The sequence below is a fragment of the Paenibacillus sp. FSL R5-0475 genome, assembly GCF_038004585.1.
GTDB lineage: Bacteria > Bacillota > Bacilli > Paenibacillales > Paenibacillaceae > Paenibacillus_AQ.
This window is the reverse complement of the sequence record NZ_JBBORK010000001.1, coordinates 6,771,758-6,787,837: the sequence shown is the minus strand read 5'-3', so window position 1 is coordinate 6,787,837 and position 16,080 is coordinate 6,771,758. Positions and strand designations below refer to the sequence as shown.

General features: G+C 44.4%; 13 protein-coding genes. 3 read left to right on the top strand and 10 right to left on the bottom strand.

What is annotated here, in order from left to right; all coding sequences use genetic code 11:
• Positions 1–125: 125 nt before the first annotated feature.
• The gene (locus tag MKX41_RS30280; RefSeq protein WP_339269237.1) at positions 126–872 is read right to left on the bottom strand and encodes a hypothetical protein; all 747 of its coding nucleotides are present in this window, start codon (positions 870–872) and stop codon (positions 126–128) included.
• A 169-nt stretch (positions 873–1,041) separates the two neighbouring features.
• On the opposite strand from MKX41_RS30280, the gene MKX41_RS30275 reads away from it, so the two are divergent.
• The gene (locus MKX41_RS30275; RefSeq protein WP_256721601.1) at positions 1,042–2,097 is read left to right on the top strand and encodes a UvrB/UvrC motif-containing protein; all 1,056 of its coding nucleotides are present in this window, start codon (positions 1,042–1,044) and stop codon (positions 2,095–2,097) included.
• A 177-nt stretch (positions 2,098–2,274) separates the two neighbouring features.
• On the opposite strand, the gene pbfA is transcribed toward MKX41_RS30275, so the two are convergent.
• Genes pbfA through MKX41_RS30245 form a run of 6 tightly spaced genes read right to left on the bottom strand, consistent with a single transcriptional unit; the run spans position 2,275 to position 8,962 of the window.
• Entirely contained in the window at positions 2,275–3,630 is a 1,356-nt protein-coding gene (gene pbfA / locus MKX41_RS30270) for a (R)-1-hydroxy-2-aminoethylphosphonate ammonia-lyase (RefSeq protein ID WP_340974454.1), read from the bottom strand.
• Entirely contained in the window at positions 3,620–4,435 is an 816-nt protein-coding gene (gene phnX / locus MKX41_RS30265; RefSeq protein ID WP_340974453.1) for a phosphonoacetaldehyde hydrolase, read from the bottom strand. The genes pbfA and phnX overlap by 11 nt, the downstream gene beginning before the upstream one ends.
• The gene (gene phnW / locus MKX41_RS30260; protein WP_076298382.1) at positions 4,432–5,526 is read right to left on the bottom strand and encodes a 2-aminoethylphosphonate--pyruvate transaminase; all 1,095 of its coding nucleotides are present in this window, start codon (positions 5,524–5,526) and stop codon (positions 4,432–4,434) included. Before phnW ends, phnX begins: the two co-directional genes overlap by 4 nt.
• Positions 5,527–5,548: 22 nt before the next feature.
• Positions 5,549–6,550 carry an extracellular solute-binding protein gene (locus tag MKX41_RS30255; RefSeq protein WP_076284032.1) on the bottom strand — a complete coding sequence of 334 codons (1,002 nt, stop codon included), beginning with the start codon at positions 6,548–6,550 and terminating at the stop codon, positions 5,549–5,551.
• Positions 6,551–6,597: 47 nt separating this feature from the next.
• Complete coding sequence (locus MKX41_RS30250) at positions 6,598–8,217, bottom strand: ABC transporter permease subunit (protein WP_076284031.1); 1,620 nt, start codon at positions 8,215–8,217, stop codon at positions 6,598–6,600.
• Entirely contained in the window at positions 8,210–8,962 is a 753-nt protein-coding gene (locus MKX41_RS30245) for an ABC transporter ATP-binding protein (protein ID WP_042124736.1), read from the bottom strand. Before MKX41_RS30245 ends, MKX41_RS30250 begins: the two co-directional genes overlap by 8 nt.
• Positions 8,963–9,171: 209 nt before the next feature.
• Between MKX41_RS30245 and MKX41_RS30240 the strand changes: the two genes are divergently transcribed.
• Positions 9,172–9,933, top strand: a complete 762-nt coding sequence (locus MKX41_RS30240) for a DeoR/GlpR family DNA-binding transcription regulator (protein WP_076284150.1) — start codon at positions 9,172–9,174, stop codon at positions 9,931–9,933.
• Positions 9,934–10,113: 180 nt separating this feature from the next.
• The gene (locus MKX41_RS30235; protein WP_081393051.1) at positions 10,114–11,571 is read left to right on the top strand and encodes a methyl-accepting chemotaxis protein; all 1,458 of its coding nucleotides are present in this window, start codon (positions 10,114–10,116) and stop codon (positions 11,569–11,571) included.
• A 92-nt stretch (positions 11,572–11,663) separates the two neighbouring features.
• Here MKX41_RS30235 and MKX41_RS30230 read toward each other — a convergent pair whose 3' ends face one another.
• From MKX41_RS30230 to MKX41_RS30220, 3 genes are all read right to left on the bottom strand, one after another.
• Positions 11,664–13,892, bottom strand: a complete 2,229-nt coding sequence (locus MKX41_RS30230) for a Tex family protein (protein ID WP_340974451.1) — start codon at positions 13,890–13,892, stop codon at positions 11,664–11,666.
• 118 nt (positions 13,893–14,010) lie between these two features.
• Positions 14,011–15,210, bottom strand: a complete 1,200-nt coding sequence (locus MKX41_RS30225) for an MFS transporter (RefSeq protein WP_076284029.1) — start codon at positions 15,208–15,210, stop codon at positions 14,011–14,013.
• A gap of 171 nt (positions 15,211–15,381) precedes the next feature.
• A complete protein-coding gene (locus tag MKX41_RS30220; RefSeq protein ID WP_052404177.1) occupies positions 15,382–15,990 on the bottom strand; it encodes a TetR/AcrR family transcriptional regulator in 609 nt (202 codons plus the stop codon).
• Positions 15,991–16,080 lie beyond the last annotated feature (90 nt).

The window sequence follows — 16,080 nt, the reverse complement described above, 5'->3', positions numbered from 1 at the left end:
TTCTTATGGAACGAATCAAACGAAGGTGCCCCAAAAGCCGTAAAATGGCTACTGAGGCACCTTCGTTTTTTGGGTTCTCCCCCATGTTCTAAACTACCCAAGGACTAATAAGAATTTCTTACTTCTCAGGGTGTCCATTGATCGTGAATAATGCCTACTAGTGCATGATCCTCTCCAATCTTCTCGAAAACTAGACGCAGGCTGCGCCAGTCCATCCCTTCGACAGAAGGATCGATGCCAGTAATATGATATTCAACGAAATCATATTGCTCCTTGGGATACACTTCGTTCAAGTTATTGATCGTTGTACCTTGCCCAAGCCCCTTGTTCACAGCAATTTCGGCCGTCTGAATGAAGTCTGCATCGTAGACAAACCGCTTGTAGTAATCTGCGAATGTCAGCTCAATTAAATCACCCGATCCAGCAAATGTTCGCCAGACTCTTTTGGTAGAGTCATTCATTAATCCTTCCACTTCATCCTTGCTGAATACAAGATCATTCTTCGTATCTACGTATGCGTATGGAGAAAAACGTAACCCTTTATCTGAATGTACCCATGCGGCCAATTGCTTCATATCCTTATTTTTAATAGACCTTATGACTGTCGTCGCAGCTTCCTCTACAGTTGGCGGAAGTCCCTCCTGATCCAGTGGCTGATCCGTGCTTGATGGCTCCGTCTCCTGTAGTGGCTCCGTAGTAGCCGCTGGTTGTGCAGTTTGTGTCTGCTCTGGCGTTTGCTCAGGCATCTGCATTTGCGTCTGTTCTGGGGTCACCTTCGGTTCCGTTCCCGCTTCTGGCGTTCCTCTGCATGCTGTAAGCCATAACATAGCTGCTATCAGCGCCAAACCACCGATATTTCTTGCGAAGTACATAAGATCCCTCCTCGTTTTTGATCCCTCGCTCTTTAGACTGATTTGAACAAATGAAGGTTGCAGGCTTATACTAAAACTATCAGTCAAACAACTCTTATGAGAGGGCGGGGTTACTATTCATTTAACAGAAAAACTTAAAAGCCTTCCTCTGACTCCCGGCGTGTATCTCATGAAGGATGGCCTCGGCCATATTATATATGTAGGAAAGGCGAAACAGCTGAAACGGAGAGTAAAATCGTATTTTCAAAACTCGAAGTCTCATTCCCCAAAGGTAAAACAGCTCGTTCGCCATATTAAAGATTTGGATATTATCCTTACAGATACCGAATTCGAAGCTTTTATGCTGGAGTGCAAATTAATTAAAGAAATAAAGCCCATGTACAATAGAAAAATGAAAAATCCGCAGGCCTATACGTATATCGTAATAGGAGCAGACAACAAGATGCGTTCGTTAGACATAACCTATGATCCTCAAGTCCAGAAAGGGAACATGATTTGGGGCCCCTACACGAGCAGAAGTACCGTGGAAAGAGCCGTGCAAGGCATCAAGGAAAGCTCAAAAATCCTTTGCAGCAATCCAAGCTTCAAAAATTCTTTATGCCTAAACCATTCGCTTGGCTTATGCATAGGGATGTGTGCTGGCGGCGATGCTGCCGTTCAATATAATACAATCATTGATAAAGTCATAGCCCTACTAAACGGAACGGATTCCAGCCTCCTTGTGGAGATGGAGCAACAGATGACTGAAGCTGCACAGCAATTTGACTTCGAAACCGCCGCCAAATATAGGGATTACATGGGAGCCATCAGCTTCCTGAATCACAAAGAGAAGGTTATCGAATTCGCTGCAGAGAATCAGAATATTGCGATCCTTGAAGCCATGGATGAACAGACGCTTAAACTCATATTACTCAAAGGAAATCGCATCCTGGCGCATACTAAGCTCGAATACGCTCAACCCGATATTACCTACCTGCAAGCCGTTATAACATCAGCGATTATGGACACTTTCTGCGGTGAACTTAACCAGGCCCCGGCAGCAATTACTCGCCATGAAATTGACGAAGCACAAATTATATACAGCTATTTAAAAAGCAGCTCCTGCAGCTACATCATCGTGCAAGAGGATTGGCTTGCAGCTAACAATCATTCCCGTCTAGACACTGCGGTGGACGAGCTGTTGCGTATCTTTTTAAATGCTGCTCCAGCCCATTCGTATAATTAATCTACCTTGTAACTGCGGTGAATGTTTGGACTTCCGTCCCCTTCATCTCATCTATTGGCTCAACTGTTACTCTAAACTTACCCAAAAAGAGCAGGTCCTTCACTCCTTAAACGACAAAACAGGTTTCTCCCCCCATGAACGGAGCCGAAGAAACCTGTTTTGAAGCTTGCCTATCTCTCAACTATATTTACACAATCCTTCATCCAGAAGATTAACAGCAAAAGTTAATTGCTCTTCAGATACAATAAGCGGAGGATGCCAAGTGATGCAGTTTCCTCCTGCCAATTTAAAAGAAAGACCCTTCTCCAAGCAATAATACATTACTCGCTCAGCTAATTCCTCATTCTTCTCTCTAGTCTCTCTGGACTTCACAAGTTCAATAGAAATCAGTAGTCCAGTAATACGGACATCTCCTATGCAAAGATGTTTAGCCGACAGTGCCTCAAGCTTTTCTCTTACAAATTCAGACCGGCTGATACATTGTTCCTGCAGATTTAAGTCATCGATATAATCGATGGTGGCACAGATCGCTGCACTTCCTAACGCCGGTTTCTCATGGGTATAGTGCCCTAAAGAAATATCCCCCGCACAATCATATTGCGTTCTGGTAAGCACCGCTGCTTGCGGGATCACCCCTCCACCTAACCCTTTTCCGAGCACGAGGATATCCGGTTCGATATCGAAATTCTGATGGACGTAGAACTTTCCGCTTCGCATCAGCGCTGTTGGAATCTCATCAAAAATCAGCAGAATCCCATATTCATCACATATTTTTCTTAATCTTGTGAAATAAGAGATAGGCGGGATATGCGTATCCGTCGCCCGAATAGGCTCAAGTAATATCGCCCCGATCTCTCCCTCATGCTGAATCATATATTCCAGATAGTCGAGGCAGAAGGTAGCCACTGCTTCATGGGAATGACTTCCCAGCAGGTTACGGTATGCGTTAAAAGGAATGGCTTTCAGCATTCCTGGCATTTGCGGGCCCATGTCCTTTTTAAACACGTATTCTCCTCCGACAGCGATTGTGTCCAGCCCCGCGCCATGGAAGGACTCCCACATGGAGATGACCTTATGCTTCCCCGTCCATTTGCGAGCAACCTTAAGGGCCAGACCTACAGCTGCACTTCCGGAAGGCGTAAATAATACTTTATAGTCCTTTGAGGTCGTTTTGTTGATTAAAGCTTCTGCAGCTTTCACCGCAATATCTGCCGTAAATCTTCTTGGAATGAACGGTAGCTCGTCGAGCTGTTTTTTCACAGCTTCAGTTACGTAAGGATTCTTATAGCCAATCTGATGAATGCTATTTCCATGAAAATCAAGATATTTGTGTCCATTCACATCTGTGATATAACATCCCTCAGCATCTACGATACTGTTCAAGCACGGCGTTGACATGGATTGTCGCATATATGCACGCTCGTCCGCTTCGATCCTATCTATACTCACAGCGCTTAACTGGGTCATCCACTCTGTCCGCAAGGGGCTAAAGTTGATGTCACCTTCTCTTTTCAGCTCATGATTATCTCGCATAAGGTCTGATTCCTTGAGAAATCAGTACATTGATTCGCCCAATCAGCTGTGGCAGCTCACTCATCGATTGAATCGTAAAGTCTGCCCCGTTTTGAATAAAAGAGGTCTGTGTCGCTGAGATCACCGTTTCCTTCTCCACGTCTGAAAGTGCATTAAATTCCTCCTGGCTTAAGCCCATTTCAGAGCTTCCAATGATTATACCTACGGACCAGACGCCTGCATTAACACCTTCTTGAATGTCTGAAATCGTATCGCCTACCTTAACAACCTTCCATGCTGCCGATAGCTTTAAAGCTTCCATATTATGATAAATCATATACGGGTAAGGTCTTCCCAGTGAATGCGTTCCATCTGGCGTGATTACATAATCCGGTTGATAGCCCTTCCCAGCGGCATTCGGAATTACAACATCCATCATGGATTGGGTATATCCAGTCGTTGAACCAATCTTTAGCCCCTGGCTTCTGAGCACTTGGACGGTCTCAATAACCTGCGGAATCGGATCAGTATATTCGGATAAGGATGCCATCAGAGCCGGTTCGAATTCAGCATACAGGTTCTCTACATCCTGTTCAGTAAAAGCTCTGCCATACTTTTCTTCCCACAAGGCACCTACTCTTGGCATGGATAACATCGCGCGGATATGATCTATTTTCAGCATCCCCATAGGGGCTCTAGCTTCCTGCATCGTAACTTCAATCCCAGCCTCCCGAAAAATATCAAGGAAAACATTCACCGGTGCAAAGCAGCCAAAATCTACCGCTGTTCCTGCCCAGTCCAGAATTACGCCTTCGACTTGATTCATTGTGTCATTCCTCCCATGTATGCTTCGATAATATTACATAAGTTCTGAATATCTTCTTCGTAAATCTCACCAATATTCCCAATCCGGAAGGTGTCGTGCTCCGTTAATTTGCCTGGGTAGAGGACGTAGCCTTTTTCTTTCACATATTCATAGAAATCTTCAAAGCTGAATGTCTCGTTCGGAAAAAGAAAGGTGGTTATAATAGGAGACTGCTTATCGTCTGTGATATACGCCTCTATTCCTATTCTCGCAAGTCTTTCTCTCAGTATGCGGTTATTATTCTGGTATCTTGCTGCCCTTGCAGGAATGCCGCCTTCTTCGATCAGTTCTTCAATCGCTTTCGAAAATGCAGCGACTACATGGGTCGGAGACGTATAGCGCCATTTCCCATCTGCGTCCATCGCCATCCATTGATCGTATAGATCAAGTGATAGACTACGTGCATTCCCTTTACATGTGAGCAGCTTATCCAGCTTTGCAATGACAAACCCAAATCCCGGAACACCCTGAATACATTTATTGGCGCTGCTGATTAAATAGTCAATTTCAAGCCCAGGTACATCAATCTCTATTCCACCGAAGCTGCTCATCGCGTCGATAATTAATGTTTTATCGTAGGCTTTTGCCAGTTGTGAGATCATCTCAAGCGGGTTAAGAATCCCTGTCGTCGTCTCGCAATGCACCATCGCAATGTGCGTAATGGCTGGATCCTCTTTAAGAATCCCTCTAAGCTCTGCCTCTTGGGGGAATTCATTATATAGGGCACTATACACACGATAATGGAGTCCGATATATTGCGCCATTTGCACAATACGTTCTCCGTAGGCACCGTTTGTAATAATCAAAAGCTTATCATCCGCTGAAATCGCCGTAGTCAGCACAGATTCCACTGCAAACGTACCACTACCCTGCATGAGAACTGCCGTATATTCATCGTTCGTTGCCCTTGCCAAATCCAGAAGTCTGGATCTGATTTGTTGTGTAATGTTCTTATAGTCCTGGTCCCAAGTACAACGGTCAAAGAGCATTTGCTCTTTGACCGTGTTAGTAGTTGTCAAGGGACCGGGTGTCAGCAGTTTATAGTTGTTCATGGCCCTAACACTCCTTCTAATCTTATTTATTTTCTTTAAAGAATTGTTGATGTTGCTCCAGCAGTTCCACAGTCAACGGCTTAACAAATTTCATACTGTGTGCAGGCTTATGGATATCACTAACCGTTTCATCTTTATATAGAGCCACTGGGTAATTTGTAATTAAGTCTTTTCTAGCATCTTTAATAATCGTTTCTGCCATTTTCATAGCCAGCTCTGTTGTTGCATCATCTTTTTTCACCACGGCTACGGATTCTGTAAGCGAGAAGTTACCTTCCGTTGGATCTACATAGTCAATCGGTGCGCCTTCTTCTTTAGCTAATACTGCCTGATGACGAAGTCCAAAGCCTGCAGCCACTTCTCCTGCTTTTACCTTTTTAATCGGACCGGAACCGGAGCTTTCCAGATGTGGGCCTACATTAGCAACTAAATCATGCAGAACCGTTTTACCTTCTTCTTCCCCGTATTGCGAAATAATCGCCTGAACCAACAACCAGCCTGTCGAAGAGTCCATAATGTTCGGAACAGATACCAAGCCTTTAAATTCTGGTTTTGTTAAATCCTTAATGGACGTTGGCATCGCCAAGCCCTTATCTTTAAGCACCGCTGTGTTTACAAAAATAGCACCGGTATTCGCCAAAATCGGCGTATAGTACGCTGGATAGGAATCTAACGCGTTAGTCGTAAACGATAGATCTTTAAACATGCCATGTTTCTCTTGCGCACTTTCTACAAAATAAGAGCTCATCGTGATCAGATTAGCCTCAATTTTGTCTCCCTCTGCCATCAGCTTTCCACCCAGCTCAGAAGTGCCCAAGGATTGAAAGAGATATTGCCCTTCGTACCCCGCACCTTTTAGCGCAGTCTCCATAGAGGCTACAGCTTCTTCATCCGCATTGGTCAAAATCACTACTTTACTCGCATCACCCGCTGCTTTATTTCCACAACCTGCTAATGTGAACACCAAACTCAAAGCCACGATAGACAACATAATTCCTTTGAATCCCTTAATTCTCTTAGACATAATTTCTCCCTCACTTTAACTGGTTTTTTTATATTTAAAATCGTTAACTAACGAGAGTTTGATTGCCGTTTCTGGAGATAGTCACCTAGGAGCTTAATGATAAGGTTGGTGCAAAAGATCAGGATGGATAGGACAAACACCTCATTAAATTTGGCGAAATGCTGCAGCTCTTTTATTTTGCTGGCAACTACCGAGGTTTGGGCAGTCACTAGAAAGATAATTCCGCTAATGGTCACCATCGCATTGATAAAATAGTAGCTGACCATCTCTATCACCGTGGATGCAGAGTTCGGTAGAATGACCCGGCGGATCGTCTGCAGCCAGCTGTCACCTAATAATTCAGCAGTGGTTTCCCACGATGGATTCATTTTCGCCAGAGAGTTCTTTGCCATCAAATAAGGAGTCGTAAAGTAATGAACAAGGGTGCAGAGCACAAGAATCGTAAAGGTTCCTTTGAGACTGCTGTTATTGAACAGAAGTAGATACGACAGACCAAGGACCATACCCGGTACCGTGTTCGTCACCATCGATAGGATGTCAAAAGTCGCTTTCCCTTTTATAGGCGTTCGCACATTGATGATAGCCGCAGCATAAGCCACGATCGTACCTACGATTGCCGTCAGTCCTGCTACGAGCAAGGAATTTTTATATACATTGATTAAATCGCTTGATTGAAAAACATCCACAAAATGCTTGAATGTAAACGTAAGATCATAAGGATAGCCATTCATCAGTGGTGCAACGAACATGACTGCAAATACAGCTAGTAGACCGATTAGAATCACTGATGAGATTAGTCCAAGAACCGAATCTCTGCCTTTATTCGGGATCATCTCGATTTCAGTCACCTTGTCATAATGGAAATTGAATTTTTCAAGATACGTTAACAGCACAACCCCGAACGCCGCCGGTATTAACATCAGTACAGCAATAACTGCCCCATTGTTGAAATCCGGTATAGCCCCAAGCATGACCTGATACAGCTGAGTAGCAACCACGTTATACGTCCCCCCCACCGATGCAGGGATCCCAAAATCCGTGAAGCTTAGGATAAAAGAAAGAACAAACGCCCCTCCCAAAGTGCCCCACAAAGGCCGAACGATCGTGTTCATGAAGCTTCGCAGCGTCCCATCCCCCATAAGCTTGGATACGACGATGAACTTTTTATCAATGTACTTGAACGAATTATGAATCAGCAGGAAAGCAGAAGGTAAGGTATAAATTACGTAGCCTATCAACAGACCATTAAATCCATAAATCTCGAATAAATTCCGTCCGAAGATTTTAGTAATCAGTCCCTGGTTGCCGAAAGAGTACATTATTGCAAACCCGTAAGTAATCGTAGGTAGCAGCATAGGAATCAGAATTCCAGTTCTGATTATGCTTTTTAACGGGCGATAGATTCTTGTACAGTGGATTGAATAGGCTAGGATAAAAGCTAGAACCGTCGTGATGAGTGCCGTAACACCGGAGACCTTCATACTATTTCCGATGGACTCTCGAATCTCTTGATCTGCCAGAATGGTGAGATAATTGGATACCGAATAACCTTGGCCTGTTTCAAACGAGCGGATAAATAAAACTGCCAGTGGCAAGATCAGGAAAACGATAAATAACAATACGATTGGGATAAAAATGATCCGCATTTCCGGTTTAGCTTTAGGCATAATGTTCACCGAACAGGTTATAGATATTTTCCCGTTTCACTTGCAGTTGCCCCAGAATAAATTCTTTTACAAAATCATTGCTAGGTTGTTGAATGATCTCTTGAGGTGTTCCGAATTGGGCAATATGACCTTGATTAATGATGAGAATTTTATCCGACAGGGTTAACGCTTCTTCAGGGTCATGGGTGACGATAATCGTCGTAAGCTTATATTCTCTGGCGATGGATTTAATCCGAGCTTTAATAGATTCCTTGATGATTCCATCCAGTGCGCTTAGAGGTTCATCGAGCAGTAATAATTTGGGCTTCATTACGAGTGTTCTTGCCAAAGCCACCCTTTGCTTCTGCCCACCCGATAGAGCGCCGATCTTCTTCGTTAAATGCGGCTTTAATTCCAGAAACTCGATATACTCCTGAACCTCATGCTCCGACGTTAAACCCTTTTTATTTTTCAGACCATAAACGATATTTTCGTAAGCATTAAGGTTGGGGAAGAGCGCATAATCCTGGAACACTATATTAAATCCGCGTTTCTTCATGGGTACATTGCTTAAATCTTGATCATTAAAAATGATTTGCCCCTGCTCCATCTTAGCCAATCCCAAGATGATGTTTAGCAAAGTGGTTTTGCCACTCCCGCTGGGGCCGAGTAAGGAGACAATTTCCCCTGCTTGGATGTCTAGACTAATATCCTCTAGAACAACCTTGTTATCGTAATGCTTGCTTATGTTTTGTAATTTAAGCAAAGGTTCCACCTCCTCAAGTACAACCTCAGTATAAAAAGGTTTTGTTTTTGAGGATAAACAGTTACGTAAAATGTATGTAAATTATAAATAAGTTGTGAGTATATTATAAGTATATCATGACTAACTTAGAAAGGAGTAGTTGCTACCCTATATTAATCCCTTTATACTTCAACTATCGAAAGCGATATAAACTTTGAATGGGTGATTACATGTTTCCACTGGAAAGACAAAAGAAAATCATAGAAATCTTAATGTTCAAAAAGGTTCAGAAGCTGCCGGAGCTAGCAGAAGAGCTTAATATTTCTATCGATACCCTTCGCAGAGATATCAACCTGCTGGACAAGCAAGGGAAGATCAAGAAGATTTATGGTGGAATTAAACTGGTGGAATCGGAGTTTGCTGAATCTCCAATGGATGCGCGGATGGTCGGTCACTTAGAGGAAAAGAAAATGATCGCCCAAAAGTGCAGCGAATATATCAACGATGGGGATTGCATCTATCTGGACAGCGGCTCTACCACCTATCAGATCGCCAAATATATCAAGAATAAAAAGAATCTCACGGTCATTACGAACTCCATTCCTGTGGTAAACGAGCTGATGAACAGTGCGGTTGAGCTTATTATCATTGGCGGAAAGGTCCGACTAAATGAGCAGTCTGTCATTGCATATGATTATCTATTTAATTTCAGTGAATTAAATATCCTTAAGGCTTTTATTTGCGCAAGCGGCATTACCCTTGAAAAAGGCATCTCCGACTATAATCTGGAGGAAGCTCAAACGCGCAAAAAAATTATCGATCTCTCCAAAGAAGTTTATGTTGCCGCTGACCATACTAAATTCGGGAAAGATGTGACCATCGGCATCGCCTCACTCGATAAAATTGGATACATTATTACCGACCGTAATATAGATCGAAGCTTCCTCCAGAAGTTTAAAACCAAACGCACGAGCTTGATTGTTGCGGAATAATATTACAAAAGAAACCTCTCTCGGATCTGAATGGTTGTGTGGAACTTCCATTTTACCTAAGGGAGGTTTTTTTCGTGTTTTTTTAAGGATCGCAGACACTTACCTTAACATCATAGACATCATTTCGTGAATCTCTTAAACTTAAAAATCAGAAGTACTATTACATTATGGAGTGTGAATATGCCCTTGAATCATATGTCTGAATTACACCAGAGAAACAAATTAATTATTTACTTGTTTTGGGGCTGTTTGTTGTTCGGTTCAATTTCGCTTTACAGATTTCCACAAACAATCATGGCGATTATATCAGCAGCGGTCCCCCTTGGATTATTGTGTACGGTACTAATTTGGAAACGTGTGGCTACACCCTATATTATGTACATAACAGCTATTGGCTTTAATATCATTACATACTTCTACATCGATGCAGGGGCAAACATCATTAGTACGTTAATTCTATACTGGGGTCTAGGCATCGTATCCCTCTATCACAACTATCGCCCATTGCTCCTTAATGGTGTGATAGCTTGCATCTTACTCAACTATTTTCTGATGACCAAACCCGCTTTCGAATCCGTTGATGCCTTAAGTGTTAACGTTTTTCTCATCATGATGATACTGGTTCTGATCTATCAGAGTCAGATTGGTGCGAAAATGTTCAAAAATATGTCTAAGAGCAGCAACGAAGCTGAACGTGCCAGAGCGGAAATGGAGACCATCCTTACAGGTGTTACTGAATCCGTAGGAGTTCTGAGTCAATCTAGTAACCTAATGCATAACAACGTACTGACAACAGATCGAATTTCCAAAGAAGTCGTAACCGCCTTCCAAGAGATAGCTAGTGGAGTAGAATCACAAGCACAGAGTGTTAGCGATATCTCAAATGCTATGCAGCAGTTAAACGAATCAGCTATGCAGGCAAATGCTGCCTCCGTCTCCATGAGCAATAGAAGCCGTGAAACGGATCAAATTACGCAAGAGGGGCAAGATGAAATCATTCGCTTAACTGGAACTATGTCTGAAGTTACGGATATCGTAACGAGTACTGCTGGCTTGATGACACAAATGAATGAAGAAAATCAGAAGATTGAATCGATTGTTTCCAGCATCGTAGGAATTGCTGAGCAGACGAATCTTTTGTCGCTAAATGCTTCCATTGAAGCCGCTCATGCGGGGGAACACGGCAAAGGTTTCGCAGTCGTATCCAATGAAATCCGAAAATTGGCACAGAGCTCCCACAATGCATCCGCGGACATTGCCCGGATTCTCAGAAGCATTCAAAATAATATTGCGCAGGTTGGCGATATGGTTTCTAACGGGTTGCTAGTTGTAGAATCAGGGAAAAATTCCACTGATGATATCGCTCGATTATTCGAGGGCATTCGAAATAATACACACCAGGTGCTTGAACAAGCCGAAGACCTGAAGGATAGGAGCGATCATATCCGGCATGCATCCACCCTTGTACTCGGCGAAGTTAATTCAGTGGCTGCAATTACCGAAGAGAATACCGCAGCTATTGAACAAGTCCTCGCTAGCGCTGAGGTCCAGCAACAACATGTTTCTGAAACGGTGATTAGCATTAGCAATCTGAATGAGTTAGCTATTAAGTTAGACAATTTAACGAGATCTTCATAGATACAGCTGTTTGTTTCAATACCATTCAGTCAAAAGAAAAAGCCATCTACTCCTCACGAAGTAGATGGCTTTATTGGTTCATTTAGTTCACTTTAGCTAAGACTTCCTGCCTCAACACGCGGCGGACGCATGGTCAGGCTGACCCGGCCCTTCTTCAGGTCAACACCCATCACCCAGACGGTGACATTATCTCCTACGGAGACAACATCCATCGGGTGCTTCACAAAGCTGCCGCTGAGCTGGGATATATGCACCAGCCCATCGTTCTTGATCCCGATATCGACGAATGCGCCGAAATCGATCACGTTGCGGACGGTTCCCTGCATTTCCATGCCGGGAACCAGATCCTCGATCTTCAGCACGTCGGTACGGAAGATCGGCAACGGCAGCTCCTCGCGCGGATCACGGCCCGGACGCTGCAAGCTCTCTAGGATATCGCGAAGCGTTGGCACGCCGACATCCAGCTTCACAGCCAGCTCCTCGGCATTTTGTGCCTCCAGCTGTGAAGCCACTTCTTTGCTGCCCAGCTTGTTTACATCTAGGCTCAGCTCACGGAACAACCGATCCACCACCGGATATGACTCCGGGTGAATAGGCGTGCGGTCCAAGGTGTTATCCCCTCCAGGAATCCGCAGGAAGCCGATACATTGCTCATAGGACTTCGCACCCAGACGAGGCACCTTTTGCAGCTGCTTCCGAGTCGTGAACTTACCGTTCTCTTCACGGAATTTAACGATATTCTTAGCAATCGTTCCATTAACGCCAGCTACGTAAGAGAGCAAGGCTGGAGATGCCGTATTCACATCAACACCCACATGGTTAACCGCCGATTCCACGACGGCCTTAAGACTCTCCTCCAGATGCTTCTGGGAGACGTCATGCTGATACTGTCCCACACCGATAGCTTTCGGATCGATCTTCACCAGCTCCGCCAGCGGGTCCTGCACACGGCGGGCGATAGAAGCCGCGCTGCGCTCTGCGACATCCAGATCCGGGAACTCCTCCTGCGCCAGCTTAGAAGCAGAATAGACACTCGCCCCTGCTTCATTAACGATCAGGTAGGCCAGCTCTGGATTACCAATTTCAGCAATCACTTCTGCAGTAAATTGCTCGGTCTCACGAGAGCCTGTACCATTTCCGATAACAATAAGCTGTATGCCATATTTAGCGATTAGTTCTTTAAACTTAGCAGCAGCTTCAACCTTCTTGTTGTTCGGTGGTGTTGGATAGGTCACGGCTACTTCAAGCAGCTTACCAGTATCGTCTACCACGGCTAGCTTACAGCCGGTACGATAGGCAGGGTCAACACCCAGCACACAGCGTCCCTTAACGGGCGGCTGCAGCAGTAGGCTACGTAGATTACCAGAGAAGATCGAAATCGCTTGGTTCTCACCCCGTTCGGTCATCTCCCCACGAACCTCACGCTCCACAGAAGGAGCAATCAGACGCTTATAGGCATCCTCAGTTACTGCTTCTAGCAGTTCCTTCACTGGGGATGGCCCTTTAATAATCTTCCGCGCAATGTAGGCATGAATTTTATCAGTGACAACCTCAATGCCTACCTTTAATATATTCTCACGTTCACCGCGGTTAATAGCGAGTATACGGTGAGGTGGCATTTTGTGTACAGGCTCACGATAGCTATAGTAGTTCTCGTATACGGATTCCTGCTCTGCATCCTTAGCTTCAGACACAAGGATGCCCTGACTTGCCGTATATTGCCGAACCCAAGAGCGGATCGCAGGATCATCTGCAATGTTCTCGGCGATGATATCCAGTGCACCTTGAAGCGCTTGATCTGCGGTCTCCACTCCTTTTTCAGCATCTATATATTTTGTAGCCTCAGTTTGTGGGTCACCTTGTCTTTGCTGCTCCATCATCCAGTTTGCAAGCGGCTCTAAGCCTTTTTCCTTCGCAACACTAGCACGAGTCTTACGCTTCTGACGGAAAGGACGATACAAGTCCTCCACTTCCTGCAGCTTGACCGCATTGGTGATTTGTTCATGAAGCTCCTTGGTCAGCTTGCCCTGCTCTTCAATATTGCGGATAACGTCTTTCTTACGTTCGCCCAAATTGCGAAGATAAGCCAGGCGCTCTTCAATATCACGCAGCGCATTCTCGTCCAGCTCACCCGTCATTTCTTTCCGGTATCTGGCGATGAACGGAATCGTATTCCCCTCATCCAGCAGTCCAACCGTTGTACGCACCTGCTTCAGGCTAATGTTCAATTCCTTGGCAATCGCTACAGTAATCAATTCCTGCTCCCGCTGTGCGGCCGCCTCATCCGTAATGACTCCCGTATTGCTGTTATCTACCGTCATTAGTATCCCTCTTCCCGTACACAATCTGCTTATACAATTCTTGTTCTCATAACTAAAATAGTATCACAGATCGGCTCTGTTCCAAAGTCCAGTCTAGAGAGGAGGTAGATTGGGTGGTTTACGCGCGTTGTCCCATTCCCCTTTTTCCAGAACTAAGTGACAACATAAAACATAATGCTAGAACAAACGCCGCTGCCACATATGGAAAGTTAATACTTAGATCAAAAAGATACCCTGCAACGATAGGCCCTGCGATATTTCCAAGACTCGTATAAGCAGAGTTCATTCCTGCTACGAAGCCTTGCTGCGTTTCCCCCGCCATTTTGGATAACTGGGTGCCTACCGCTGGTCGAAGAATATCCATAGCCAAGAATACGACAAAGGTAATCGCACAAATCGCCCAGAAGCCACTTACAAACAGCGTCAACAGAATAAACATTGCAGCAGTTATAAGGCAAGTGGAGATTACCTTATTCTCGCCGAATTTATTCAGAATCCAGCCAAACGCGGATACCTGCACCACAGCACCGGCGATTGAGCCAAAGGTAATCACAAAAGCAATATCTTTAGGGGTAAAGCCAAATTTATGGTCCACGAACAATCCGAATACCGTTTCATAGTTAGCCAATCCAAAAGCCATAACAAATACAATAATTAACCCAAAAAAGTAAGGTTCACGATAAGAACGCATCAATTGCGTGAAGAAGCTCTCCTGATTATTTTTAGATAGCTTCGCTTCCATCCGTTTCTCTACAGACAGAGACTCAGGCAAGATCAAAACTGTGATTAGAGCTGCGATCCCAGCCGCACCAGCCGCACAGAAAAAGGGTACCCGCATGCCAAGCTCAGCAAGATAACCGCCAATCCCTGGACCGATAATAAATCCGGTAGTAATGGCTGCGTTAATAAGCCCCATGCCTTTCGCTCTCTCTTCAAAAGAGGTCGTGTCCGCTACATAAGCCATAACTGCTGGCATAATTAACGCAGCGCCTACACCACCGAGCAGTCTTGAAACGAACAGGAGCCAGGACACATTCGCCAGACCAAAGAGCAGCTCTGAAAAAGCAAACACGATCAGACCCGCAACGATCACTTTTTTTCGGCCAATTCTGTCGGATAACCTGCCCGCGAATGGCGATACTAATAATTGGGCAAGGGAGAATGAAGCCACTAACAGCCCAACGGTACTTCCTGTGATACCAAGTTCATTCATGTAAGTAGGCATGATAGGGACTACAAGTCCGATCCCTGTAAAAGCAAGAAAAATATTAAGCATAACAAGTAGCATAGCGCCCCTGTTTCTAAGTAGTAATGACATTGTGTTAACCTCCGTAGTTTCTAAAGCCAAGTCTTCAAATAGTTCCCCTGTAGAGACCGACCATCCGGTCTAAATTATAGCAAAAAAATAATCCTTCTAATCCGGTGCCTTTAAGAAGCTTCAGCCTTCTTGATTCCTGAATGTAAAGCTCCTTTCAAGCCCCATTATATCTTACCCCGTATATATCCCTTGTAATAACAATCGTACTGATTCCCGGTAATATTTTTTTATATCATCCGGAGTCTTTTCAGGAATAGAACATTCAGCAGCTCTTCCGATCCCTTCGAGCATACCATTTACAATAATCACATAATCCTCTAAATCACCCTTAATAAAATACCCCGTGTCCATGCCTTCCTTCAGAAGATCACGACACGCATGCGAGGCAGCCTCATATAAATGAGCAAGCCGCTTAGTGATATCCTCCGGATGAACTCTGCTTCTTGAGAATTCCTCAAGCGCCCGAATCAACGGATTCTGAAAATCATTTGCATAGTGCTCGGCTAAAGCATATAAACGCTCCTGAACACCAACAATTTCATTCTTCTTATCTTCCCACGCCTGTAACCACTGCGCGGTATCCTCTTCTACCACATATAGAAAAAGTTCATCCTTGCTCGGAAAATGATGATATAAGCTGCCCTTACTAACATTCGAGGCTACGCAAACTTCATTCATGGTTACAGCTGCATACCCCTTCTGAACAAACAGCTGTGTGGCTTTAAGTACAATTCGTTTCTTTGTTTCTTCTCCGTCTGAACGTCCTCTGATTCTAAGCACCTCCTAAACCGACCGTACGGTCTAATACTATCAGATCATTTTGTAAAAGTGAACCCCTAATCCTTTTTAACCATGAGTTCGTAAAAATGC

Excerpts from the sequence above, each read along its gene's own strand:
- MKX41_RS30280 (WP_339269237.1), bottom strand. The coding sequence starts at position 872 with ATGTACTTCGCAAGAAATATCGGTGGTTTGGCGCTGATAGCAGCTATG.
- MKX41_RS30275 (WP_256721601.1), top strand. The coding sequence starts at position 1,042 with ATGAAGGATGGCCTCGGCCATATTATATATGTAGGAAAGGCGAAACAG.
- pbfA (WP_340974454.1), bottom strand. The coding sequence starts at position 3,630 with ATGCGAGATAATCATGAGCTGAAAAGAGAAGGTGACATCAACTTTAGC.
- phnX (WP_340974453.1), bottom strand. The coding sequence starts at position 4,435 with ATGAATCAAGTCGAAGGCGTAATTCTGGACTGGGCAGGAACAGCGGTA.
- phnW (WP_076298382.1), bottom strand. The coding sequence starts at position 5,526 with ATGAACAACTATAAACTGCTGACACCCGGTCCCTTGACAACTACTAAC.
- MKX41_RS30255 (WP_076284032.1), bottom strand. The coding sequence starts at position 6,550 with ATGTCTAAGAGAATTAAGGGATTCAAAGGAATTATGTTGTCTATCGTG.
- MKX41_RS30250 (WP_076284031.1), bottom strand. The coding sequence starts at position 8,217 with ATGCCTAAAGCTAAACCGGAAATGCGGATCATTTTTATCCCAATCGTA.
- MKX41_RS30240 (WP_076284150.1), top strand. The coding sequence starts at position 9,172 with ATGTTTCCACTGGAAAGACAAAAGAAAATCATAGAAATCTTAATGTTC.
- MKX41_RS30235 (WP_081393051.1), top strand. The coding sequence starts at position 10,114 with ATGCCCTTGAATCATATGTCTGAATTACACCAGAGAAACAAATTAATT.
- MKX41_RS30230 (WP_340974451.1), bottom strand. The coding sequence starts at position 13,892 with ATGACGGTAGATAACAGCAATACGGGAGTCATTACGGATGAGGCGGCC.
- MKX41_RS30225 (WP_076284029.1), bottom strand. The coding sequence starts at position 15,210 with ATGTCATTACTACTTAGAAACAGGGGCGCTATGCTACTTGTTATGCTT.